The sequence below is a fragment of the Leptolyngbya sp. CCY15150 genome (assembly GCF_016888135.1).
In the GTDB taxonomy this organism is placed as follows: Bacteria; Cyanobacteriota; Cyanobacteriia; order RECH01; family RECH01; genus RECH01.
The window spans coordinates 233,008-256,813 of the sequence record NZ_JACSWB010000147.1 but is presented as its reverse complement, the minus strand read 5'-3'; the positions used below and the strand labels follow the sequence as shown (position 1 = coordinate 256,813).

The window sequence follows — 23,806 nt, the reverse complement described above, 5'->3', positions numbered from 1 at the left end:
GCGCAGGATCCTGGCGCTCTGCATGGGATTGTCCTATGATCACCATGCAGGATTCCCATGGGTTACCGTTAGCGATGGTGCGATCGCTCCTATCTTGGTTGGTTAGCTGGTTGATGCCCCGTTGGGTACGTAGATTGCTCTTGGGAATCGGACTCTTTTTGGTAGCCCTAGGGCTAGCTGTGAGCTGCCAGGCTGGGTCATCCACCATTACCCTAACCATGGCGCTGTCGGGCATCGAGTCGGTGCGCTGGCAGCCAGTGATTGCTGAGTTTGAACGTCAGCATCCCGATATTCGCATTGCCTTGGTGGAAGCCCACGAGTCCACCGATGACCTAGAAGCTATCTATGCCGATGCCTTTGAGCAGGGTAATCCCACCTTTGATCTGGTGTATGCCGATATTATCTGGGTGCCCCGATTTGCGGCGGCAGGCTGGTTGCTGGATGTGAGCGATCGCCCCTCGGCGGAGGATCTCGCCGACTTTTTGCCCAATGACCTGGAAGGCGGGCGCTACCAAGATCGCCTTTATCGCATTCCTCTACGCTCAGACATTGGCGTCTTGCACTACCGTCAGGATCTGCTGCAGCAAGCTAATCTACCGGTGCCTACGACCTTTGATGACCTCGTGACCACAGCTCAAGCCTTGCGATCGCAACAAATGGCCACATGGGGCTATCTCTGGCAGGGGCGATCATCTGAGGGGCTAACGGCGGCCTTTATGGAGGTGTTGGCGGGCTATGGCGGCAGTTGGATTAATTCCGACACCCTCGCGGTGGAGCTGGATAGTCCAGCGGCGCTGCAAGCCATCCAGTTTTTGCGCCGCACCATCACCCAGGGCATTGCTCCGGAGCGGGTGACCACCTACAGCGAAGAGGAAACCTACCGGCTGTTTCAAGATGGTGAAGCGGCGTTCTTGCGCAATTGGCCAGAAACCTGGGCCACGGTCAATTCCAGTGAATCACCCGTCAGCGGTATGGTGGCGATCGCCCCTGTCGTTCATGCCCCAGGGCAGGAAAGTCGAGGCTGTCAGGGAGGCTGGGGGTTGGCGATCGCTGCCTCAACGCCCCATGCCGACGCGGCCTGGACGGCCGTACAGTTTTTCACCCAGCGGCAGATCCAGCGGCGCTTTGCCCTAGACGTGGGGTATCTACCTAGCCGCATCAGCCTCTACAGCGATCCCGCCATTTTGCAACACTATCACCACTATCCCGACCTGCTACCCATGCTAGAGCGCTCCGTGCGCCGACCCGCCGTTCCGCACTATACCCAAGCTTCCGAGATCCTGCAGCGCTATCTACACGCAGCCCTCACCGATCGCCTCTCCCCAGAACAAGCCATTCAAGCGATCGTTCAAGAAACCCAAACCCTGCTGCAGGACAATACCTAATGCCAACCTCTGCTGCCTCCCAGGACAGTCGCACAGCTTGGCTGTTTTTGACGCCAGCCCTTTTGCTGCTGGGCGTTTTTGTAGGCTTTCCCATCCTGTATTTAGTGGTTCTCAGCTTTACCACCGGCAGCTTCACCCGCAGCGGTCTACAGTGGGTGGGCAGCCAGAATTATCAGCGGCTCTTAACCGATCCCGATGTTGGGCAGGTGATCGGCAATACCCTCTATTTCACCATCGGCACCGTGATCCCCAGCCTAGTGCTGCCCCTGCTGTTGGCCGTAGGACTGAATCGAGCGATCGCCCTCCAAGGCATCTTGCGCACCGCCTATTTCATCCCGTCGGTCACGTCATTGGTGGCCACAGGTCTGGGATTTCGTTGGCTATTCCAAACCGATGGCCCCGTGAATACCTTGCTGGGAGTGGCGGGGATCAACCCCATTGCTTGGTTAAGCAGTACGCCATGGGCGATGGTCGTGCTCATTGTCCTCAGCAGTTGGAAACAACTGGGGTTCAACCTAGTCGTCTTCCTTGCGGGCCTGCAAACAATTCCCGTGAGCCTCTATGAAGCAGCTCGGCTCGATGGGGCTGGGCGTTGGCAAACCTTTTGGTACATCACCCTACCCTGCCTGCGCCCCACCCTCGTCTTTGCTGCTGTCACCACAACAATTTTCACCCTGCGCAGCTTCGAGCAACCCTACGTGATCACCGGCGGTGGCCCCCTCAACTCCACCAATCTGCTAGTGTTTTATATCTATAACCAAGCCTTTGCCCAGTTCGACTGGGGCTACGCAGCCGCAGCAGCCACCCTGTTACTGGGAGTGGCGATCGCCCTGGTCTATCTACAACTGCGTACTAGTAACTCCTAAAAGCCGCTACTTTGCGGTGGATGAAGCGGTGTATGGGACACTGTTGACTGACATAGATCCGATGCATGACATGAGAGTGGAAGAATGCTAAATCTGGTGTTGGTCTTGGTTTCACTGGTAACCCGGCGACTCCGGGATCAGTTCATTCGCAAAACCCGACGGGTGAAAGCGGTTCAGGAACAGTTTTTGCTAGAGCTATTGCGGGTTCAGGAAACCACGGAAGTGGGGCAAGTTCTAGGATTATCCAAGATTCAAACAGTGGATCAATTTCGTGAACAGGTGCCCATCTGGCCCTACAGCCAATACAACCCCTACCTACAGCGGGTTGCAAATGGAGAGCACAATATTGTCACCCCCGATCCGTTGATAGGTCTCAATGTCACCAGCGGTACCACGGGCGATCGTAAATTTATTGTGGTTACCAAGCGATCCCAGCGGTTAATCAATCGCACCAATCAAGTCGCCATGGGGTTTGCCCTAACCCTAGCTCGCCAGCAAAAGCGTCCGCTGGGCCAATTGTTGGTCACCACCGCCGTGATCAGTACAGGTGTCACCCAAGGCGGTATTCCCTACGGCCATGTCAGCAGCAGCGGGTTACGGTTAAGCGATCGCATCTATCGCTACGTGTTTTCCCAGCCCTATGATGCCCTCAAAATTTCTAATCCCGTTGCCCGTCACTATGTATGCCTGCTCTTTGCCATGAACAAGCGCCATACAGGGCTGATCGGCGCAACCTTTCCCGTTCTGGTGCTGCGCCTGTGTGACTATCTAGATCGATTCCGCGATCGCCTCCTAGACGACCTAGCCGCCGGTACTATCCCCACGGATCTATCGATTGAACCGGATCTACGCCAAACCCTAGAACGACTGATCCGCCCCCAACCTCGGCGTGCCGCTGAACTGCGTCAGATCCTCAAAGACACCGGTACGCTCACACCTCGGCAAATCTGGCCTGATCTCGCCTTTGTGATCACAGCCAAGGGCGGCACGTCTAACTTTTATTTCCAGCGCTTTGCTGACCACTTTGGCGATCTACCAATTTTTGGCGGCACCTACGCCTCAGCGGAAGCCACCTTTGGAGTCCATTGGCATTTCGAGAGCGAAGGAGCAATCCTAGCCATCGACAATGGTTTCTTTGAATTTATTCCCGCCGATCAATGGCAGGTGGAGCAACCCAAAACCCTGTTAGCCACTGAGGTCAAAGTTGGCGAGTTCTACCGCATTTTGATTACTAACTACGCCGGCTTCTACCGTTATGACCTGGGTGATGTGGTCGAGGTCATCGGCTTCTACGAACAAGCACCGCTGATTGTGTTTCGCTATCGCCAGGGCGGCACCCTATCAGCCACGACAGAAAAAACGACCGAATACCATGCAACACGAGCCCTGCAAGCCGCCCAGCGCGATCATGGCGTACAGCTTAAAGACTTTTGCATCACCCTATCAGAGCAGATCACCTTTGCTTACTATGTGATCAATGTAGAAGTGTCAGCCGACAGTCCATTAGAGGATCCCCAAGCATTTTTGGATCAGTGCGATCGCTATCTACAACTCGAAAATGCCAGCTATGGCGAAAAACGCACATCCGGTGAAATCGGTGAGCCCCGACTGCGACTGTTAGCGCCCGGTAGTTTTACCATCCTCTATGCCCGTCAGATCAAGCCCGGCATGACCGATGCCCAGCTTAAGTTTCCCCATATCAGCGGCGATCGCTCCTTCATGGATGGCATTGAAGTTGAGCAGGAAATCGTCCTCTAGGGGCACCACCTTGCCTGGTGAATGTGTCAGACAATGCGCAAGGCTGGGACAAGATAGGCTAAACTAGTAAGCTGTGAGAATACATAACGCTGCGATCGCAGCCCCATTGTGTAAACCGAGCCCTGGAGAGGTGGCAGAGCGGTTGAATGCGGCAGACTCGAAATCTGTTTTAGGGTCAAACCTAACGGGGGTTCGAATCCCCCCCTCTCCGTTCAACATGATCAACACAACAAAAGCGGAGGATATCCTCCGCTTTCTGTCTTCATGTCTCGCACTAACTTTCTAACCTGTTAGAATGCAGCACGTCTCTAGCCAATCTGATCCATGATCTTAAAGATCGGTAGGTACAGCGCCACAAGAATGGAGCCAACCATCCCCCCCAAAACCACAATCATGATCGGTTCCATGATACTGGTGAGCGCCTTTACAGCCTGTTCCACCTCATCTTCATAGAAATCCGCTACCTTCATGAGCATGGAGTCAATTTCTCCAGTTTCTTCCCCAATACTAATCATCTGAATAGCCATGATCGGGAAGACCTGCTCTCGCTGAAGCGCCAAGCTAATCATGCCGCCAGTTTGCACCTCTCGCCGCGCTTGGTCAATGGCATTGGAAATCACCTGGTTGCCAGCCGTATCGCGGACAATTTCTAGCGCTGTCAAAATCGGTACCCCCGACCGTGACAGAGACCCAAAGGTGCGGCAGAAGCGAGCAGTTGCGTTTTTTTGAATCAAGTCACCGAACAAAGGTGCTTTCAAAGAGATGCGATCGATGGTTTCACGGCCAATGCGGGTTTTGTAATATTGGCGGAACGACACCACCATGGCTACCACCACCACAATAATACCGACTACATAAATGGGCGTGCGCAAAAAGTCGCTCACCGCCATCATGAGTTTGGTAAAGAAGGGCAAGTCCCCACCCAACTGTTCGAACATATCGGCAAAAATCGGGATCAAGAAGACGGTCATGCCGATGAAAATGACCACAGCAATGAACCCCACCGCCACCGGATAGGTCATCGCAGATTTAATTTGGTTATTCAACCGGGCAACGTCTTCCAGAAGCTTGGCGAGGCGGTTCATCACTTCATCCAAGACCCCCCCCACTTCACCCGCCTGCACCATACTGACGTACAGACCATCAAAACATTGGGGATGCTTACGCATCGAGTCCGACAGGTTCGTCCCCTGTTGAACATCCGCATTAATTTGCTGCAGCGCTTTTTTGAGTTTTGGGTTAGGACATTGGTCTGCCAATACTCCTAAACTGCGGACTAAGGCTACCCCCGCATTGATGAGTACTGCAAACTGCCGAGAAAAAATGGCTTTATCCTTGACAGAGACAGATGTCAAAGCGGTTGACAACTGCTCTAAGTCAAAGTTCATCATGCCCTGAGCTTCACTCAGCTCCTGAACATAAAGACCCTGCTCTCGCAAGGTGGAGCGCGCTTCGGCAGGAGAACTAGCAATGATTTTTTGCCGCTTTGGATTCCCCTTAGAATCTCTAGCTTTAACGTCGTAAGTAGGCATAACTCATGTGAAGGCGAAAGGATTGAGACAGAAGACTATGAAGGCTATTGACGATGGCAGGCGATCGCTCTTGGTTAAGGGGCGATCGCTCTTGCCAGAATCCTAGCAAACCTTAGCGATTCGCGTAAGCATTCTTGCCACTGGGAGTACCGGCGACTGGGCCAATCAACCGTTGCAGCTCATCAGAGCGAGATGTATTCGACATCGCAGCTTCGAAGGTAATGCTGCCCGCTTTGTAAAGATCGGCTAAAACTTTTTCCAAGGTCACCATCCCAAGTTTCCCGCCGGTTTGAATGGCCGAGTAAATCTGAGAGGTTTTACCTTCCCGAATCAGGTTGGAGATGGCTGGAGTCACAATCATGATTTCCTGAGCCATAATCCGCCCAAATTCATTGGGTTTTGGATTTTTACGGGCCACCAAGGTTTGGCTGAAAACAGCGACTAGGGAGTTGGATAGCTGCACCCGTACCTGGGTTTGGCGCTCTGAAGGAAAGACGTCGATCATCCGGTCAACGGTTTGAGCAGCGGAACTGGTGTGCAAGGTACCAAATACAAGGTGACCGGTTTCTGCTGCCGAAATAGCGAGGGAAATCGTTTCCAAGTCCCGCATTTCACCCACCAGAATGATATCTGGATCTTCCCGCAGGGCTGCTCTTAACGCATTGGCAAAACTCTTAGTATCTTCCCCAAGCTGCCGTTGGTGAATCAGGCTCTTGATGGGTTCGTAGACAAACTCAATCGGGTCTTCTACGGTGAGAATATGCTCTGCCCGAGTGCGATTGATCAAGTCAATCATGGCAGCTAGGGTGGTGGTTTTCCCGGAGCCGGTGGGCCCTGTGACCAACACTAACCCCCGAGGTTTTTCGGCCATCTCTCGCACCACATCTGGCAAGCCTAGTTTGTCGAAGCTAGGAATCTTAGAGCTGAGGGCCCGTAGACAGGCTGCGTACGTGCCTCGATCTTTGTACACATTGACCCGGAATCGAGCCAATCCTTTCACCCCATAGGAGCAGTCTAATTCCCAGTTTTGCTCCAGCATTTTCCGCTGGTTGTTGTTCAGCATACTGAAGATGAGTCGCTGACATTGCTCAGAGGTCAGGGGCTCATCGCCAATAGGGGTGAGGTGTCCGCTAATCCGGAAGTAAGGTGGTAGACCAGCGGAGAGGTGTAAATCTGAGCCTCCCATTTCTACCAGTTGTTCCATCAGATCTTCAATCATTAGATCCATGGTCTACGATCCTCCAAATGTTGGCTAACGTTGGCGGGCGGGATGATCTCCTGCCTCAAGCGATGCATGATGTAATGACGTTAAGATACCCGCGAATTTTCGCAGACCTGACATAGCTAGTCTTGGAATCGAGGAGTTGTGCAGTAGGGACAGTCGAGCCACTCTGCTTTAAGTTCGGCGCTGCATACTCGACAGGTGAGTGAGGTTTTGCGTTTCGCCTTCAGTTCAGACTCTAAGCCGGTGTCGGTGAAGGTGACCCGTTCCACTTCTTCGAGGGTCGTCGCCCCTTGTCGCACGAGGTTGAGGCTATAGGCCAGTAGGGTTTGCATTCCTTCTTCCACGGCAACTTCCTTAATACGCTCGGTGGGGGCTCCTTGCGTAATCAGGGTTTGCAGATTTTCGGTAATGCGCATAATCTCATAAACCCCGGATCGTCCTTTATAGCCAATGCCGCTGCAGGTTGAGCACAGTTCATTCCGTTCCCGAGCTGCCTGAATTTCGTCCGGCTGGAGGCTGTTAGCCCGATAGAAGGTGAACTCTGAGTCCCGGGCAACGCTTAGACCAAAACGGGCTAGATCTTCTGGCGTGGGCGTATAGGGAATACGGCATTCAAAACAAACGCGGCGCATCAGGCGCTGAGCCAAGACCCCAATGAGGGAGCTAGACACCATGAACGGCTCTACGCCCATTTCATCTAAACGAGCGATCGCACTGGCAGCATCGTTGGTGTGCAGAGTGGTTAATACCAAGTGTCCAGTTAGGGCAGCCTCAATAGCTGTTTTCGCCGTTTCTCGGTCACGGGTCTCACCCACCAGAATCACATCAGGATCTTGACGCAGGAAGGCACGCAGAATGGAAGCAAAGTCCATGCCTTTTTCCCGAATCACCTGCACCTGAGTTAGCCCAGGCAGAGAATATTCAATCGGGTCTTCCGCGGTACTAATGTTAACACCGGGGTCGTTCCGCTCCGCTAGGGCAGAATACAGGGTGGTGGTTTTCCCGGAACCGGTGGGCCCCGTCACCAAGATCAGCCCGAAGGGACGCGCTACCATTTCTTGAACAATATGCAGGCTATCAGGATCCGTAATCAGCTTATCGAGCCCGAGTTGGGTTGAGGAGTTATCGAGAATCCGGGCGCACACCTTTTCCCCGTAGCGGCTGGGCAGCGTATTGACCCGGAAGTCTACTTTCCGTCCATCAAAGATCCGGCGAATCCGTCCATCTTGAGGTAAGCGGCGCTCGGCAATATCTAGGCTGGCGATGATTTTAAACCGGGCGGTGACGGCAGCAATAATCTTCTTCGGCAGCGGATCGAAGGCTTGACGCAACACCCCATCTTTGCGGAAGCGGATACGCAGATGCTCTTCTTGGGGTTCGATGTGAATGTCAGAGACCTCTTCCTGCAGGGCTTTGACCAAGATTTTGTTAACCAAGGCAATGACCGGAGCAGCCTCTGCATCCTGAAGAGCATCGTCTAGGTTGGCTTCGGCATCGCCGAGGTCTTCTTCCAGCTCAAGATATTCAAGCTCTTCTAGATCAGATTTAACGTCAACCTTGGACTCACGCTCGCGCTGCTTGTCTTGCTCAACCTTCTCGTCTAAATATTTGGAGATGATGCGTTGGTAATCTTCATTGGTGATCACCATCCGCTGCAGGGCTAAACCCTGGGGGCGCAGAATCCGATTGAGGTCATCCTGGGCACCAAGATCATCAGGATTCACCATGGCAATGAGGACAGAAGGCGGCTCCTCATCATTTCTTGAGAGCGGGATGAGCTGATAGCGCCGACATACGTCAATGGGAATCAGGTTGTCGATCAACGTCGCGACTTGACTCGTAGAAATTTGGCTGATTTCAGGGTCGAGGGACTCAACGCCGTAGAGAATCTTCAGCTCAAAAAGCTGCTGTTTCTTGTACTGACGAATGAGATCGGGAGGCAGTCGTTTGCCGGTGATCACCTCTAAAACATCAGTCAAAGGCCGTCCAGACTTGCGGCTTTCGACCAACGCCTGCTGCATTTGGTCGGTATCTGCATAGCCAGATTGAACCAGTTTGTTGCTGAAGGGAGAGAAATTATGCTGGACGACTAGGGCACGCCGCGACGAGGAATTAGCCATATCTACTGTCGAAATCTCCTTAGTATGAGTCAGTATTCCCAGAACCCTTCATCAGAGCTTCATAATCGATGGCAGCATTTTAAGGGTGCGGTGGGTGAGACGGATGAGCACCGGCTGAGTTGCTTAGACAAACCCAGGCGCTTGCCAGGTCAGTCTGAAGAAGGAACGGTGGGGGAACGGCTAAGGGGATGGCGATCGCTACGCCAAGCCGTTGAACGATTGTCATGCCTAGATGATAGCCTCTCCCAAAACGGAATGGTGTTCAGGACTAGACAAGCTCAATGCCCCGCTACTCAATGTTGCCCAAATCATAACGTTTACTCGATGAAGATGATCGCAAGCACGGCTTTAAAAGCTCCATGGGCGTGAAGCCTAGGAATGCTCGTGCTGGAGAGCAGCGATGGGGTAGAGTCGGGGGCGATCATGGCGAGGGGAATCTGTACTCCAAGTACCCACAAGCGCCGTGGCTATAGGTACCCTAGAGACAACGGGATGATATGGAGATGCTCAACAACGATGGCGATCGCTTTACCCTTGCCTGACTATTTTGATCCGTCTAAGGTGGGCGCTGTGTGGCCAGTGCCCTACGAGCAACGGGCTGCCCAGGCCGCGGCTTGGTCCCAGTGCTATGACATTCCGCCGTCTAGCCAGGATCATATCCGCATTGCCCTTTTGGCGATTGATGTGCAAAATACATTTTGCCTGCCGCAGTTTGAGCTGTTTGTGGGCGGGCGATCGGGGACAGGAGCGATCGCCGATAATGTGCGGCTTTGTGACTTCATCTATCGTAATCTAGGAGCCATTACCGAAATTATTCCCACCCTCGACACCCACACGGCGCTGCAAATTTTCCATGCGGTATTTTGGGTGAACGAGCAGGGCGAGCATCCACCGGCGATGACCATGATTTCAGCAACGGATGTGGAGCAGGGGCGTTGGCGCGTCAATCCAGCGATCGCTCCCCAGGTTACCCAAGGCGATGTTGAGGCTCTGCAACGCTACGGGCTATATTACGTGCGCCAGCTCTCCCAGGATGGTAAATATCCGCTCACGATTTGGCCCTATCATTCCATGCTGGGGGGCATTGGCCACGCCTTGGTGGCAGCAGTGGAAGAGGCCTGTTTCTTTCATTCCATTGCGCGCCAATGGACAACCCGATTTGAACTCAAGGGCGATCATCCGCTGACGGAAAACTATTCTGTGCTCAAGCCAGAAATTATGCAGGATGATCAACAACAAGCGATCGCTCAAGCCAATCAAGGGTTGATGGATCATCTGCTCTCATTTGATGCGATTTATATTGCTGGGCAGGCTAAGAGCCATTGCGTGGCCTGGACGGTGGATGATTTGCTGACCCGCATTCAAGCCGTTGATCCAGCGATCGCCCAGCGGGTCTATCTTTTAGAAGACTGCATGTCTCCCGTGGTGGTGCCGGGAGTGGTGGACTTTACGGATGCCGCAGAGGAAGCATTCCAGCGATTTGCAGCGGCGGGAATGCATCGCGTACAGTCAACCGATCCAATGCCCATGATGGCTTAGTCCGTTGAGCGATCGCTGATCAGCGCTCATTGAGTAGGTGGAGGATGCGCTAGTAGGGTAGGCAGTGTCTACCCTACCGGCGAGAGCTATACCGTCATCGAACCCACATTTATGAGTAGTGATCAATCACTAATGCTGCTGCAATTGCGAACCCAGTGATACCTAGAGCCATCAGTGGATGTTGCCCTTGGCTAATGGCAAAGGTGGTGACGATGCCTGCGCCTAAACCAGCCGTGACCGCTGCGCTAACCCAATCTTTGCGGGAGTCTTTGTTATACATAGGACTTGCCTTACTGTGTTCCCAATGTGAGTCTTAAAACCGTAGACATAACCGTACCATTCCCTAGCTTTTGAGCAGTACTGAGACTGGGGATCTCGTAACCAAGGTTTAGATTCAATTACGTTTCTTCATAGACTCGCAGGTCAGCGATCGCAGTCCCATCATGAGAAGACTGGGCAGGAGATCAAGGGTTTGGGCCAGGGCAGGAGTGGCTTGCTGGAGGTGGCGGTAGAGCAGGGGCGCATCGCCGCCGGTGAGCGCGATCGCACTGGTGGGATAGTCCTGCTGCCAAGCCTGCACAAAATCTGTCAGCCCGGCTAGCAGGGTGTGGAGCACGCCGCTGTAGATGGCAGCCTCGGTGGTGCTGGCCCAGCGCTCAGGCTGGTGCAGGGCTTGAGCGTCTAACCAGGGCAGAGCAGCGGTTTGCTGGGAGAGCGATCGCAGTTGTAACGACAGCCCCGGTACAATCGCGCCGCCGACCAGGCGACGGTGAGCATCGGCTCCGGTGAAGGTCAGGGCGGTGCCGGCATCAATGACCAGGGCGGGCGATCGCTGCTGGGCAATCAGCCCCCAGAGGGCAATGGCTCGATCGAGTCCGAGGCTGGGATAGAGGCCGCTCAGGGGCACATCTGCCAGGCTCAGGCAGTGAACGGGGGTATACGAATCTTGCCACAGTCGAGTTTGTGTTGGGACAACCGATGCCATGTGCAACAGCGGTGGCGGCCCGTTCCAGAGCGGTTGCTGGAGGCGCAGCAGGCTGCGATCGTCGTCCACCATCAGAAATCCGTCCGGCAAAGCTTGGGCCTGGCAGCGGTGGAGTAACCAGTGGGCGATCGCTTCCCTAGAAAGATGGGGCGTATGCCAAACCAGTGGAGGTTGGGACGGCTCCTCCCACAGCCAGTGCAGGCGGGAGTTACCAATAGCAAGGGCAAAGCAAGGAGAGGGCGGAGTCATCCACCGTTGTACCTCTGTCGTAGGGTGCGGTTAGGCAAAGCACCGCACCGTCCCATGGAGCTTGGATGCGTTACGCTGTCGCTAACGCATCCTGCCTGTCCATAGCGTTTTCTACTCATAGCGTCATCGAACTTCGGTGAGGATTAGCTAGAGCGTCCCAGATCTTGCGATCGCTGGTGGGCAGCCTGCACCGCTTTGATCAGAGCCGATCGCACCCCCGCCTGTTCGAGTTGAGCAATGCCAGCAATGGTTGTACCGCCGGGACTGGTCACCCGATCTTTCAGTTCTGCTGGATGTAAACCCGTGGTTTGCAGCAACTCGGCCGTACCGCGTAGCGTTTGCAGGGCAAGCTGGGTGGCGGTGGCCCGGGGTAGGCCAACGGCCACACCGCCATCAATCAGCGCTTCTATGATCACCGCTACATACCCTGGCCCCGACCCAGACAGCCCCGTCACGGCATCCATCAACGATTCGGGCACATCCACCACCTCACCCACGGCTTGAAAAATTTGGTGGGCCTGATCACGATGGGCAGATGTGGTGTGCTGCCCTAGGGCGATCGCCGTGATGCCAGCGCCTACCGTTGCAGGAGTATTGGGCATAGCCCGAATCACCGGCTGTCCTGGAAAAGCGGCTTCTAGACGCTGTAGGGGTACTCCTGCCAGGATCGATAGCACAACCTGATCGGGATGACAGGGCGTTAGGTCAGCAGCTACGGCGGTAAAAACTTGAGGCTTAATAGCCAATAAAACCTGGGATGCTTGGTCTATAACCTGCTGGTTGTCGGCGCAAGCTGCAATGTGATAGGTCTTCTCCATCATCTCTCGGCGCTGCGGAGAGGGATCGCTCACCACAATGTCGTCAGGGTGATAGGTACCCTGCTCAATTAGGCGAGACAGGAGCGCCTCCCCCATAACTCCGCCACCAATAACCCCAAGTTTGCTAGACACGAACGAAACTTCCTTTGTCATAACCCCAAAAATTATAAGGCACCATGAGATCCTCACGGTGCCTTTCTAGAGGCTGGCTAAGGGGTGAGAGATGGGAGACTTTCCCCCCAACTCTCAACGATCTTAATTGGATGACGGATGGTAAACAATCAACGGCATTATGCCATGCGAGTTTGTGCTTCCGTGGCCCAAGCTGGGGTTGGAGCCGTGGGGCGAGCAACTGGACGAGCCTGGGGCTGAGCTCCCGTTAGGTCGCCAAGGTTGCCGGCCTGGGTGCTAACCTGCACACAGTTCGGTGTGAACAGGAAGATGCTTTCACCAATCCGCTCTTGATGACCGTCAATGGCATAGGTGCCGCCAGCGACGAAGTCAACGGCTCGCTGAGCTTGGTCTGGATCCATGATGGTTAGGTTAAGAACCACCGACTTGCGTTCCCGCAGGGCGCGAATGACTTGAGGCATTTCCTCAAAGGTGCGAGGCTCCATGACCACCACCTCAGACATTCCGTTCGCAGCGCCAGGCATACCAATCACATTGTTCATAGCAGAGTTCATAGTGGAACTTGTTCCTATCTCACCAGATGAAATGATTGACCGTTCACGCAGGCGACGGCGACGCGGAGAGTCCTCTGCAACCGTCTCCTTATTTTCTTGCTGGTAAAGATTTTGGTACTCTTCACCGCTATCCATTTCTTCGTACTCGTACTCGTAGTCTCCGGGGTCATTCAGACCAACAAAGTCTCGTAGCTTAGTGAATATGCTGTTCACTGTTTACGCTCCATCGCAATCTAAGATCAACTAAGAAAACTTATGCCCAGCCCTACGTCAAACTATACCTTTACGTGCGAAAGCTATCGATTGAACGTGAGAGACGCTTCTGCGAAAGAAACTGGGATCAGAGCTTTATAAATGGTTTATATGGAACTCATCCCTGCCAGCCAGAGCACCCTGCCCATCGCCTCTTGGATTTGCGTCATCAGTATACATTACTTTTGTAAAGGCAAAACCGTAAAACGACAAGTTTAAAACTTCAAGCTTTGGGCACTGAATGGAGGCGGCTTTTGAGACCATTGCCCTGAATTTGACCCCAATACTTTAGGGCGTGAGACTCATGGTTCATGGGGCATCCCATGGAGCGATCGCCCTATGAGACTGAGACAAGAAAGGCAGGCAATAACTATCTTTAACGTGGATTGATTAAAAGAAGTTGAACATGGTCTAATCAACAACTTTTGCTCTATCCCAACGCCAAACCTAGCATGGTTAGGGACAGGCCCCAAGGTGCCTCATACCGTCTTGACGTAATCCACCGCCACTGGCCTTCATCAAGCCGATGGCAGTCCCAGGGTTTAATCGCTCTTGAACATCCCTAGCCATTGATCCGAACAAACCACGATTCAAGAATTTGAGGTGATTGTCCGGCGGATTTCCTAGTGGTGTTTCGCGTCCTAATCCTAAACGATTTATGCGTTATTGGGCAGTAGGGATAGACCCTATCATCCAGAAAAGCGATCGCTCACCCCTGCCAAACAGGCTAGACATCCGCCCATACCAAGTTACAAGGGTATTTCACAGACTCAGGACAAGATGAAAACAGGAGAGAACCTAACTTGGAATCCATTCCTTGCGCCGATCTCAGGGGATAGAACAACGCTTGGACTAGATTGATACCTAGCCATTACGCCAAGTCTAGGGGGCGATTTCAGTTTTGTCCAGCTTTTAACGCTATCGATAGATATCTTTAGGATTGAGGCGATGAGGATTGAGGCGATCGCGCTTCACCTCCCCCAATCACCCAAACTGCCGATGGTAGTCTTAGGGGCGATCGCCAAACAACACGCGGCCGAGGCGAATGACCGTGCTTCCAGCTTGAATAGCTAGGGGATAGTCGTCAGACATGCCCATAGAAAGATGGTGGAAGGCAAGGTTGCGATACCCCGCCTGCTGCACCGTTTGAAAAAACTGCTGGGCGTCTTGAAATACGGCCAATGTTTCTGCCTCAGAAAGCCCCAAAGGCGGAATGGTCATCATGCCAGCGATCGCCAAGTGAGACAGTTGATCTAGAGCCGGAAGGTCGGACTGGAGCTCTAAAGGATCCCAGCCATACTTGTTGGGATCCGGACGAAATTTCACCTGCAGTAGCACCGTAGGACGGAGCGATCGCTCTTCGGCCAGGCGATTCAGCCGGGTCGCTAGCTTGAGGCTATCCAGGGAGTGAATCCAGTGAAAGTGCTCAAGGGCCTTGAGGGCCTTATTGGTTTGTAAGTGCCCTAACAAATGCCAGGTGATGTCTGGTAAGTCGGCGAGCTGGGCCTGTTTTTCCTCAGCTTCTTGCACCCGGTTTTCCCCAAAATCTCGCACCCCAGCCGCATAGGCCGCGCGAATCATTTCGACCGGCTTTTGCTTGGTCACAGCCACGAGACGCACATGGGGGGGAAGGGTTTGGCGAAGCTGGGCTATGCGATCGGGTAGAGAGCCGCTCAAGGACAACCGAGTCATAGATTCACTAGATTCACTATTGGAACGTCTGCTTATGGATTTTTTGGAGCAGTTGATAGTCTTTCAAGGCTCCTTCCCGTCGAAGGCTGCGCAGACGATTTTCAACCAGAATACGGGCATCGCTACGCCCAATGGGATCAAACTGCAAGCCGCCGGCTGCCGTTTTGACCACAAAAAACAGGCGCTGGGCGTATAGCGTAGCAAAGAGCTCTTGGCTGCTGTCAACTAGGCACACTCTAAACAGCAGTCCAAAGGTTGGATGATTAAGATAGGTTTCAGTGCTCATTCAAGTTTAGGTTGACTAGCAATTGGGTCGCCATGAATCACGACGGTGGAGATAGAGTCTGAAGGCACGATCAGCAATGACCGCTGTGGGATGAATGGGCACGGTAGAGACGGGGGCTAGACCGGCGATAGATGAACGCTAGGATGACATCATCCGTTAGTTGAGTCAGCGTATCTCGACCTAGTCAAGGATCGAAGACAGCAATGTTGGTAGATCGTTCGGTAGACTCTAGGGAAAGCGATCGCATGGGTAGCTTAGAGCTATAGTACAGTCGTCGGCCACGATCGCTCATTGAGGGTCTGATGAGCCGTCTTTCTCTAAGAGCTAAAGACTAGATCGAAACCTAGATGGATGACCATCCCACCTAAACATCTCCCGAAGGATATGGGTTGGTAGCCCCCGAGGGGGCATGGAGGGACTCCTGGGGCAGGTCTCCACTCCAAAGAGCGGTGGCGATCGCATAGTCGCCATCATGGCTTAGGCTAAGCTGCCAACTACCTTGAAGCCAAGGTTGGGTTTGGGGGGTTGGCGTCAGCATAACAGCCGGTGCTCCGCTCTGCTGGAGGCCAATGCTAATGTCAGTGTATCGAACTCCGCGCCATCCGGTACCAAGAGCCTTAACAACCGCTTCTTTGGCTGCCCAGCGCCCCGCCAAGAAGCCGATGGCATTCTCCGAAGGATGCCGCTCAGCGCAGCGACGGTGAAATTCCTCTTGTTCGGCGATGGTATACACGCGTTGAAGGAAGCGATCGCCGAAGCGCTCAAACAGTGATCTGACGCGAGAGATGAGAACGATATCCGTGCCAATCCGAATGTGCAAGTGGAACCTTTTGACCTGCCAGTATCATCACTGTACGGGAAAATGGCCCAGGAATTTCACTCTCTGGATGACCCTCGTAGAATAGGCTCAGGGGGCGATCGCCACTGATGTAGCGTCCCAGCTATCTCCCAGTGATCGTCCGCCTATCATCCCATTGTTGTTGCTGTACACCTGCGTCCATGCCTTACACCACTCAAGACCTCATCGAGATTCTCGATCAAGAGCTGCGAGCGCATTGGAAAGGAGAGCGGCTCCTGCTGTCGTCGGAGAAACGGCTGGATAACCCCGTTGTGGCCAAGGCGATCGGGGCAGGACAGTTGAGCAAAGTGTTTGGCTACCGAGACTTCCAAGGACAAATTCATCAATACCAGCTTGAACATCAGGTGTCTGGGCTAATCTGGCGCACCCATCAGTTCCGTGACCAAAGCTTGCGATCGCCGGAACTCCATAGCCAGCTCATCGCCATTCCAGACGATAAGCAGATTCTGATTGAGGCAACGGCGGCGGTGCTGCAGTTTTGGCAACGGGTGACCCAGGGCATGTCATTTTGGTTGGCCGGCCATGATCCCCAGCCAGCAACGCCCGACCAAGTGGAGCAATGGATTCACCAAACCGAATGGGCAGAACTGGAAGCAGCTCGCACCGAGGTCTATCTCAACCTCTGTTGGGGCAACCCTCGGGAATGCCATTACCAATGGTCACAGCCAGACTCGGGATGTATACGAGTCATTGCAGCGATCGCGCAACCGGGCTTGATCAAGGTATAGTGAAAGGCTGCAGGCGATCGCCTGTCTACGTTTTATGTCTTGAAGGAGACGATGCAATGCCACAAGCCGTGGGGGTCATTGAAGCGTTGGGGTTTCCAGCAACCTTAGCAGCGGCCGACGCCATGCTCAAGGCAGGGCGCGTGACCTTGGTGTATTTTGATAAGGCAGAGCGGGGAAACTTCTACATTGCCATTCGTGGCAGCGTTTCGGAGGTAGCCTCTGCCATGGCAGCCGGGCTAGAAGCGGGAGAAGCTTGCTTCGGGGGCAAAATTATGACCCACTACACCGTGCCGAATCCGCCGGAAAACATTGTGTCAGTCTTGCCCATCCACTACACCGATCAAGTCGAAGCCTTCCGAGTCTATTAAGCCCTTGGCATAGGCATAAATAAAACTATACACAGCGCTTATAAATTGTTATCGTTCAACCGATTATCTGGTCAACAAGTCCCGGGTTTTTGGGGACGTAGGCCCGTAGAATTGAGTTGAGTCTATACAAACTATTCGCGCCGTCGGTGGGGATAGAAGCAGGCCCACCAGCATTGTTTATCGATGGTTAGGAGAGCATACATGTCATTGTCTGCGGTTGGATCAATTGAGACGAAGGGATTTCCCGCAGTGCTGGCGGCAGCGGATGCGATGGTGAAAGCTGGGCGTGTCACCTTGGTGGGCTATATCCGGGTGGGAAGTGCCCGGTTTACCGTGAATATTCGTGGAGATGTGTCGGAAGTCAAGGCGGCGATGGAGGCCGGCATTGCTGCCGTCGAAACCGTCTACGGGGGCGCTCTAGAATCTTGGGTGATTATCCCCCGCCCCCACGAAAACGTGGAGTGCGTGCTGCCGATCGCCTACGGTGATGACGTTGCCGAATTCCGGGATGCTGTGGAACAACCGCGCATTCTAGGGTCTTCGTTTAATCGCTAGGTATTACACCGCTAATCTTTAGTCAGATCACGGGAGAGGCAGCGATCGCCCAGCATCACCCGCGATCCATTGGCAAAGTCCCAACCCGACTGAGGCTTCTTCCCAGCGGGCTGTACTTGATACAGCAATAACCAACCGGCTCCCGTCTGCACGATGGGGCCGGTTTTTTTGAGGATGGCAACAATATCGCCGAGTTGGCTAGTTTGGCTGGCAGCAGCAATATCTAACGAGGCGAGTTGGGACGGTAGGCCAGCGAACTCATCCGGCATGTCGTCACTAGGCAGCGGGATAGGAATGGTACGCAGGATTTTGAGGGGCTGATCCCGAAACTCGGTGACGCAGTTGGGAAAGAAGCCACGGATCTGGTTATGAAGGGCGATCGCACTCTTAGACCAGTCTAGGTCGTAGTCAGTTTTTTGAATTAGCGGTGCATAGGTGGCTTGGTCATCATCCTGGGCGATCGCCTCCAGAGTACCGGCATCTAGCCCCAGTAGCGTCTCGATCAGCAGATCAGCCGTTAGGTGGGACAGGCGATCGCCCACCGTCGCCGCCGTATCCCACCAATGAATGGGCGTGGTAGCTTTCAGCAACATAGCGCCCGTATCCATCCCCACATCCATCTGCATGGTGGTGATGCCAGTTTTCACCTCTCCCTGCACCAAACTCCACTGGATAGGTGCAGCCCCTCGGTAGTGGGGCAGGAGGGAACCATGCCCATTGATGCATCCCAGTCGCGGCATGGCTAGGATCTGCGGCGATAGCAGTTGCCCATAGGCCACCACTACAAAAGCATCGGCGTTGAGAGCCGCTAGCTCACCTAGGGTTTGGGGATCTTTTTTGAGGCGGCGGGGTTGCCAAACCGGAAGCTGATGCTCCACCGCCAAGGCTTTGACGGCAGAGGGAGAGAGGCTCTTGCCGCGCCCTCGACGCTTATCAGGCTGGGTGACAACGCCACAAACTTGCAGGTCGGGATGCTGCAGGAGGCGCGCTAGGCTAGGCACGGCAAAGTCAGGCGTACCAAAAAACACGATCTTCATGGGCGGGGATCAATGGTGATTTCAACGCGGCGGTTGCGCTGCTGGGCAGACAGATCCGTGGACAGGATCAGCGGACGAGTCGAACCATAGCCGATCGCCACCAGGCGATAGCTAGGGCCGAGCTGGGGCGCTAAGACATCACGAATCTGTTGCGATCGCGCAAAGGATAGCGGCAGACCGTCCGTGCTGTCTGGGGTAGGAGCGGTGTGAACGCCGATACGGATCGTAGCCGTGGGATAGGTTTGCAGCTCCGTGGCAATATCATCGAGCAACGTTTCGGCCCCATCGACCAATCGTGCGTCATTGGTCTGAAATAGAGCATCGCTCGGGAGAGTAACCCGCAGGGTGTCTGGAGAGAGGCTAGGGGTAGATGTCGTGGTGATCGGAGCAGCCTCTGTCTCTGAAGCCCTTGCCGGAGGATCAGCCGGCTGTTCGGCCGGCCCGTCTACATCAGCCGTCTCATCTAAACCAGCCGTTTCATCCGACGAAGACTCAGCACTAGCAGGATCTAAACGACGTTCGAGGCGGCGCAGTCGCTCTTCCACGGGCCCCGAGCGGGGGGCTCCATCAAGCTGGACTTCCAAGTCTTGGAGGCGATCGCCTAAGGCCTCCACCTCGGTTTGCAATTCAGCCACGGTTGTAGCGACCGCTTCCCGTTCTTCCTCATCAAGCGGCAGAGGCTCTTCCAAGGTCTCCGTCTCTCCCGAGTCAGGCTCTGCATCCGATACATTGACATCTGATGGAGCAGGAAGGGACTCCAGCCGGGGGATCGCAGGTGGCAACGTGGATTCTGGCTCAACAGGGGCATACCATTCTCCACTGCGCCATGCAGACACTTGGCGAAACAGAACCTCTAACATGGGCCGATCAGGAACGGTGCCGGGTCGCCACAGCGCAACGCCAATACCTACCAAAACAGCTAGGCTTCCCCCAACTCCCAACAGTAATAGGCGAAAGATTAAAACCAACAAGCCATACAGCAGACCGGGCGATCGCTCTGGAGGTGGTTGAGGGGGAGGAGAGTCATGGGGAGGCTGAGACGAGGGCACCATAGTTGAACCAGTAAAACAATTAAAACGAAGAGCAAACGAAGAGTGGGACATCCCAGAACTGCTGGCCACAGACAGAATCTAACGATTGATGTCTATGTAACGCTGCATACGTTAAGTCTATTAAAGAGTTTCAGCGTTTTCCATGGCAGTTCCCTCTTCCCTTGCTATACCTGTAATTAGGAGCATATCAACCTGTATGGCGTTGCCATACATCAGAGCTTAGGCGGCTGCTACTGTGAGGCGGCTGAGTCCTAGGCAAAGAGCTACAGATCTGTGCATCTGGCTATGGTAGCCAAGACGCTTGGGTAGTGCGAATACTGCGCAGGTACAAATCCTTCAGGGTTGTGCCACCCCCTGCGGTACAACCATCAAGCCTACCGGTTTTCATGGCTATCGAGCCTATCCATAGCTATGTCTATCCCATAGTACCGTGATGGCTATTTCCACCGGAAACAGTCTCACCGGAGTGGGAATAGTTTGAGGTAGATAGTGTGCCACCGGCGATGACGGGAAAGCGATCCCCGTCATCGCTCTGGAGAGCGGAGGCAAAACCCTATGCTTTGCCAAGAGAAGCATCTTGGCTTCCCTACCGCCATCGCCTAAATACGCTTCATTTTTTGCTAACCCCATGTCAGCACGACGCCTGCTGATGGTACTGCCCATGACCGAACCTTCCACCCGCCTAGACCCCTTGAATAGCCCGTACCCAGTCCCCTGGACCTGGGTGATGACCATGGTCACGGAGAATCCTGCGCAGCGATCGCCCATTTTGCGTTACTACCGCAGTCCTTCCTTGGTCTCTCCTGATGGCTGCTACGCTGCCTATAGTCGCATTCAGCTCCGCATCCAGCCTGATCCCACGCAGACCCAAGTGGCTAGCGTGCTGTTTCTAGAAAACCTGAAAACCGGTGCTCTGCAGGTGATTACCGCCTCATCGCCCCTAGCCGACAATCCCTTTGTTTCGGGAGACGAAGCCGAACATCCTGGCAGCATCGCCATGATTATTCCCATTGCTTGGTCGAAGGCGGGCGATCGCATCCTGGCTCGGGAATTTGAATCGCTCTTTGGTACCGGTTTAGCGTCCGACTATGCCGTCGTCTGGGATCAGCACCAGAGCCAAGCCCACACCATTGCCCCCACCCCGGTGAACTATAGCAACGCTATTTTGCTGGGATGGAGCCAGTCTGATCCCGACCGGGTGCTTTTCCGGGCCGGCCATATGGGCGAAGAGCAGTGGCCGGTGTGGGCCGTGAATCTCCATGGGCAAACGGTGGAGGCCGACGTGGGCGATCGCCCTGTGGTCTTTGGAGAGCTAGTCAATAATATCTGGACAGGGCCCCAGGCCTATCGTTAGCCAGAGGAGCCGTCACTCAAAAACCACACCATTAGACGCTCTATATAAAACCGCCCCTTGACTCGTTTTAGATCCAAGGGGCGGTCTTGCGTCACACTCGCGGGACAACTATAGGGTGAGGGATTCGGGATTGGTTTCAATCAACTGGGCCAAATCCCGCAGGAAGGCGGCGGCATCCGCACCGTAGATGATGCGGTGGTCGCAGGTGAGATTGACCTGCATTTGATTGCGCACCCCCATCATGCCGTCAGCCGTGGCCACCACTTGGGGGCGAGAGGCTCCAATGGCTAGAATTGAACCTTGACCCGGCGGCAAAATGGCATCGAAGCGATCGACGCCAAACATGCCTAGATTAGACAGGGTAAAGCTACCGGTGGAATATTCGTCGGGCTGAAGCTGCTTCAGGCGCGATCGCTCCACCAAATCTCGCCAGGTGCGCGATAGAGAATAGAGATCTACTTGATCAGCCTGACGCAGGACAGGGGTAATCAAACCACCGCCCTCCATGGCCACTGCCACCGCTACATTAATCTCCGAGCGATAGCTGGTGCCCTGTTCGGTATAGAAAGCATTCACCAAGGGATGGCGCTGCAGCGTTACCGCCACGGCCTTCGCCAACAGAGCGGTCATGGTGACGCCTTTTGACTTCACCTTTTTATAAAGGGCATCGAGGGCATCGGTGGTGATGGTGTAACCAACCCGGAACGTGGGCACTTGGAGGCTCGTCATCATGTTGCGCACCACCGCTTGCTGCAGGGTGTTGAACTTGGCGACTTCCCCAAGGGGCGCAGCAACGGGAGCGGGCACGATCGGCGCAGGGGCTGCCACCGCTGGCTTCGGTGCAATAGCGGTGGGCTGGGGAGTGGGAGCTTTACCCGCAGCCGCTTCTATATCTGCGGCAATAATGCGGCCGTGGGGGCCACTACCCTGGAGGGTGTTGAGATCAACCTTGAACTCCTTGGCAAGCTTGCGAGCCCGGGGGGAAACCACCAAGCGGCCAGACTTAACGGCTCCATTTTGGGAGGTTGTGGGAGAGGCGATCGCTGGAGCTGCTGCAGGCGCAGGGGCTGGAGAAGCTGCCGGTGCTGCTGTTCCTGCCTGAATGGCGCTGGCCTGCTGCTGGGCTAGTTCAATCTCTGCCTCGGTTTCTGCCACCAAGGCAATGGGAGCCCCCACGGGCGCAACTTCATCAGCCGGGACAATGATGCTGGCCAGATACCCTTCATAGAAGGTCTCTACATCCATGTCGGCCTTATCGGATTCCACAACAACGACGGTTTCACCCTTCTCTACCTTGTCTCCCGGTGATTTGACCCAAGACACAATTTTGCCTTCGGTCATCGTGGAGCTGAGAGCGGGCATGAATACTTCATGAATCATGGGGTAGCGTCTGACTCGATCAACAACAGCACTGCGAAGTTCTCGCAAACCAGCAGGGTAGCACCCATGAACGCAGCAGAGGTGTTCTTAGACGCCCTCGCCAATTCACGGTCGCGATCCTAGATTGTAGCTTGAAACCGCTTCATTACGGAACATCAATGGGGGACTGGAGACCGGTTCATCGTTCCCCAAATCTGGCCCTGGAGGGATGAATCATGCCCCCAGATAGGTCACCCAGTAAAGCTTTAGGGGCGATCGCTTGCCCGCAATCAGGGTGCAGCGATCGCCCCATAGGTCAACGAAGGATGAGGTTAGAGATCGCCACGGATATCTTCCACCACTCCATCCCGCATGAGGATTTCCACCTGCATTTTGCGGATCAGGTTATCGCCCTTCTCAATACGGAAGAAGCTCTCAATTTGCCCTTGACCCACTTCTTGCTCCATTTCTAGGAGCTGCACCTGTTGAAGCTGCTGTAGAGTTTGGTTTTTCTTCTCTAGCAACTCGCTTTTCTTTTGGTTGACTTGGGTTTGAATGCTGCCAATTTGTTGGCTCACGGCGGGGTCATCCGATGACCCACTTTGTTTCTGAACCTCTGTCACCATCCGCTGTCCTTGGGCCTCAAGCTGCTGAAGCTGACCATCCAGTTGGTTGATTTGGGTTTGCAACTGTTGTTGAACCTCTTCTTTCCAACGGGGAGTCACAACAACTTTGATGTTGATCAGCCGTTTCAGTAATAGGTGTGATTGTGAAGCTTCCATGGGCAACTGCGTAGAAATCTTGGGAGTAACATGAGTTGTAAGACGGATGCACCGACCCTAGCACGGCCACTCACGAATACCGGTAGCTGCCGCGCTGGATGACAGCCCGGTAAGGTCTGTCGTCAGACTGCGTCACGGTAGCGTGATGCCGCATTGATATAGAGCGTTATGACATCGATCGCAGCCTGATGACGCAATTCAGCCTTCATGTCAGGGCCAATAGCTTTAGGATCATCTGTTGGGCGATCGCACCATGCCTAGAACGATCGATGAAGGTGGGCTAAACGTCCCGTTGATCATACCGCGATCGCGTCCCTAA

General features: G+C 54.3%; 22 protein-coding genes and 1 tRNA gene. 9 read left to right on the top strand and 14 right to left on the bottom strand.

Features of this window, described 5'->3' with window-relative positions; all coding sequences use genetic code 11:
• Positions 1-35: 35 nt before the first annotated feature.
• The 4 genes from JUJ53_RS06670 to JUJ53_RS06655 all read left to right on the top strand — a co-directional run bounded on the left by JUJ53_RS06670 (position 36) and on the right by JUJ53_RS06655 (position 4,220).
• Positions 36-1,385, top strand: coding sequence for an ABC transporter substrate-binding protein (locus JUJ53_RS06670; protein WP_204151196.1), 1,350 nt, complete (start codon positions 36-38; stop codon positions 1,383-1,385).
• Positions 1,385-2,251, top strand: coding sequence for a sugar ABC transporter permease (locus JUJ53_RS06665; protein WP_204151195.1), 867 nt, complete (start codon positions 1,385-1,387; stop codon positions 2,249-2,251). Before JUJ53_RS06670 ends, JUJ53_RS06665 begins: the two co-directional genes overlap by 1 nt.
• A gap of 96 nt (positions 2,252-2,347) precedes the next feature.
• Positions 2,348-4,009 carry a GH3 auxin-responsive promoter family protein gene (locus tag JUJ53_RS06660; RefSeq protein ID WP_343327903.1) on the top strand — a complete coding sequence of 554 codons (1,662 nt, stop codon included), beginning with the start codon at positions 2,348-2,350 and terminating at the stop codon, positions 4,007-4,009.
• Between the two features lie 124 nt (positions 4,010-4,133).
• A tRNA-Ser gene (locus JUJ53_RS06655) sits at positions 4,134-4,220 on the top strand.
• Between the two features lie 97 nt (positions 4,221-4,317).
• On the opposite strand, the gene JUJ53_RS06650 is transcribed toward JUJ53_RS06655, so the two are convergent.
• From JUJ53_RS06650 to JUJ53_RS06640, 3 genes are all read right to left on the bottom strand, one after another.
• Positions 4,318-5,541, bottom strand: coding sequence for a type II secretion system F family protein (locus tag JUJ53_RS06650; RefSeq protein WP_204151193.1), 1,224 nt, complete (start codon positions 5,539-5,541; stop codon positions 4,318-4,320).
• Positions 5,542-5,653: 112 nt separating this feature from the next.
• The gene (locus tag JUJ53_RS06645; RefSeq protein WP_204151192.1) at positions 5,654-6,769 is read right to left on the bottom strand and encodes a type IV pilus twitching motility protein PilT; all 1,116 of its coding nucleotides are present in this window, start codon (positions 6,767-6,769) and stop codon (positions 5,654-5,656) included.
• A 116-nt stretch (positions 6,770-6,885) separates the two neighbouring features.
• Complete coding sequence (locus JUJ53_RS06640) at positions 6,886-8,886, bottom strand: GspE/PulE family protein (protein ID WP_204151191.1); 2,001 nt, start codon at positions 8,884-8,886, stop codon at positions 6,886-6,888.
• 516 nt (positions 8,887-9,402) lie between these two features.
• On the opposite strand from JUJ53_RS06640, the gene JUJ53_RS06635 reads away from it, so the two are divergent.
• Positions 9,403-10,425, top strand: coding sequence for an isochorismatase (locus tag JUJ53_RS06635; protein WP_204151190.1), 1,023 nt, complete (start codon positions 9,403-9,405; stop codon positions 10,423-10,425).
• 109 nt (positions 10,426-10,534) lie between these two features.
• Here JUJ53_RS06635 and JUJ53_RS06630 read toward each other — a convergent pair whose 3' ends face one another.
• The 7 genes from JUJ53_RS06630 to acpS form a co-directional block, all read right to left on the bottom strand.
• Positions 10,535-10,705 carry a hypothetical protein gene (locus tag JUJ53_RS06630; protein ID WP_204151189.1) on the bottom strand — a complete coding sequence of 57 codons (171 nt, stop codon included), beginning with the start codon at positions 10,703-10,705 and terminating at the stop codon, positions 10,535-10,537.
• A 114-nt stretch (positions 10,706-10,819) separates the two neighbouring features.
• Positions 10,820-11,659 carry a pantothenate kinase gene (locus tag JUJ53_RS06625; RefSeq protein ID WP_204151188.1) on the bottom strand — a complete coding sequence of 280 codons (840 nt, stop codon included), beginning with the start codon at positions 11,657-11,659 and terminating at the stop codon, positions 10,820-10,822.
• A gap of 143 nt (positions 11,660-11,802) precedes the next feature.
• Positions 11,803-12,609 (bottom strand): pyrroline-5-carboxylate reductase, encoded by an 807-nt coding sequence (gene proC, locus JUJ53_RS06620; protein ID WP_204151187.1) that lies wholly within the window; start codon positions 12,607-12,609, stop codon positions 11,803-11,805.
• A 158-nt stretch (positions 12,610-12,767) separates the two neighbouring features.
• On the bottom strand, positions 12,768-13,376 hold the full coding sequence (locus JUJ53_RS06615) for a cell division protein SepF (RefSeq protein WP_343327900.1): 609 nt from the start codon (positions 13,374-13,376) through the stop codon (positions 12,768-12,770).
• A gap of 1,047 nt (positions 13,377-14,423) precedes the next feature.
• Positions 14,424-15,107 carry a YggS family pyridoxal phosphate-dependent enzyme gene (locus tag JUJ53_RS06610; protein WP_204151186.1) on the bottom strand — a complete coding sequence of 228 codons (684 nt, stop codon included), beginning with the start codon at positions 15,105-15,107 and terminating at the stop codon, positions 14,424-14,426.
• A gap of 16 nt (positions 15,108-15,123) precedes the next feature.
• Entirely contained in the window at positions 15,124-15,393 is a 270-nt protein-coding gene (locus JUJ53_RS06605; protein WP_204151185.1) for a transcriptional coactivator PipX, read from the bottom strand.
• A gap of 364 nt (positions 15,394-15,757) precedes the next feature.
• Positions 15,758-16,213: a holo-ACP synthase gene (gene acpS / locus JUJ53_RS06600; protein ID WP_204151184.1), complete on the bottom strand. Its 456-nt coding sequence runs from the start codon at positions 16,211-16,213 to the stop codon at positions 15,758-15,760.
• 179 nt (positions 16,214-16,392) lie between these two features.
• Between acpS and JUJ53_RS06595 the strand changes: the two genes are divergently transcribed.
• The 3 genes from JUJ53_RS06595 to JUJ53_RS06585 all read left to right on the top strand — a co-directional run bounded on the left by JUJ53_RS06595 (position 16,393) and on the right by JUJ53_RS06585 (position 17,903).
• Positions 16,393-16,980: a hypothetical protein gene (locus tag JUJ53_RS06595; RefSeq protein ID WP_204151183.1), complete on the top strand. Its 588-nt coding sequence runs from the start codon at positions 16,393-16,395 to the stop codon at positions 16,978-16,980.
• A 56-nt stretch (positions 16,981-17,036) separates the two neighbouring features.
• A complete protein-coding gene (locus JUJ53_RS06590; RefSeq protein WP_204151182.1) occupies positions 17,037-17,348 on the top strand; it encodes a carbon dioxide-concentrating mechanism protein CcmK in 312 nt (103 codons plus the stop codon).
• A gap of 201 nt (positions 17,349-17,549) precedes the next feature.
• Positions 17,550-17,903 carry a carbon dioxide-concentrating mechanism protein CcmK gene (locus JUJ53_RS06585; RefSeq protein WP_204151181.1) on the top strand — a complete coding sequence of 118 codons (354 nt, stop codon included), beginning with the start codon at positions 17,550-17,552 and terminating at the stop codon, positions 17,901-17,903.
• Positions 17,904-17,914: 11 nt separating this feature from the next.
• Here the strand turns inward: JUJ53_RS06585 and fmt are convergent, their stop codons facing one another.
• Positions 17,915-18,940 (bottom strand): methionyl-tRNA formyltransferase, encoded by a 1,026-nt coding sequence (gene fmt, locus JUJ53_RS06580; protein ID WP_204151180.1) that lies wholly within the window; start codon positions 18,938-18,940, stop codon positions 17,915-17,917.
• Complete coding sequence (locus JUJ53_RS06575; RefSeq protein ID WP_204151179.1) at positions 18,937-19,992, bottom strand: OmpA family protein; 1,056 nt, start codon at positions 19,990-19,992, stop codon at positions 18,937-18,939. The genes fmt and JUJ53_RS06575 overlap by 4 nt, the downstream gene beginning before the upstream one ends.
• A 628-nt stretch (positions 19,993-20,620) precedes the next feature.
• Between JUJ53_RS06575 and JUJ53_RS06570 the strand changes: the two genes are divergently transcribed.
• The gene (locus tag JUJ53_RS06570) at positions 20,621-21,346 is read left to right on the top strand and encodes a hypothetical protein (protein WP_204151178.1); all 726 of its coding nucleotides are present in this window, start codon (positions 20,621-20,623) and stop codon (positions 21,344-21,346) included.
• 108 nt (positions 21,347-21,454) lie between these two features.
• Here JUJ53_RS06570 and JUJ53_RS06565 read toward each other — a convergent pair whose 3' ends face one another.
• Positions 21,455-22,726: a dihydrolipoamide acetyltransferase family protein gene (locus tag JUJ53_RS06565; RefSeq protein ID WP_204151177.1), complete on the bottom strand. Its 1,272-nt coding sequence runs from the start codon at positions 22,724-22,726 to the stop codon at positions 21,455-21,457.
• A gap of 311 nt (positions 22,727-23,037) precedes the next feature.
• On the bottom strand, positions 23,038-23,487 hold the full coding sequence (locus tag JUJ53_RS06560; protein ID WP_204151176.1) for a YlqD family protein: 450 nt from the start codon (positions 23,485-23,487) through the stop codon (positions 23,038-23,040).
• Positions 23,488-23,806 lie beyond the last annotated feature (319 nt).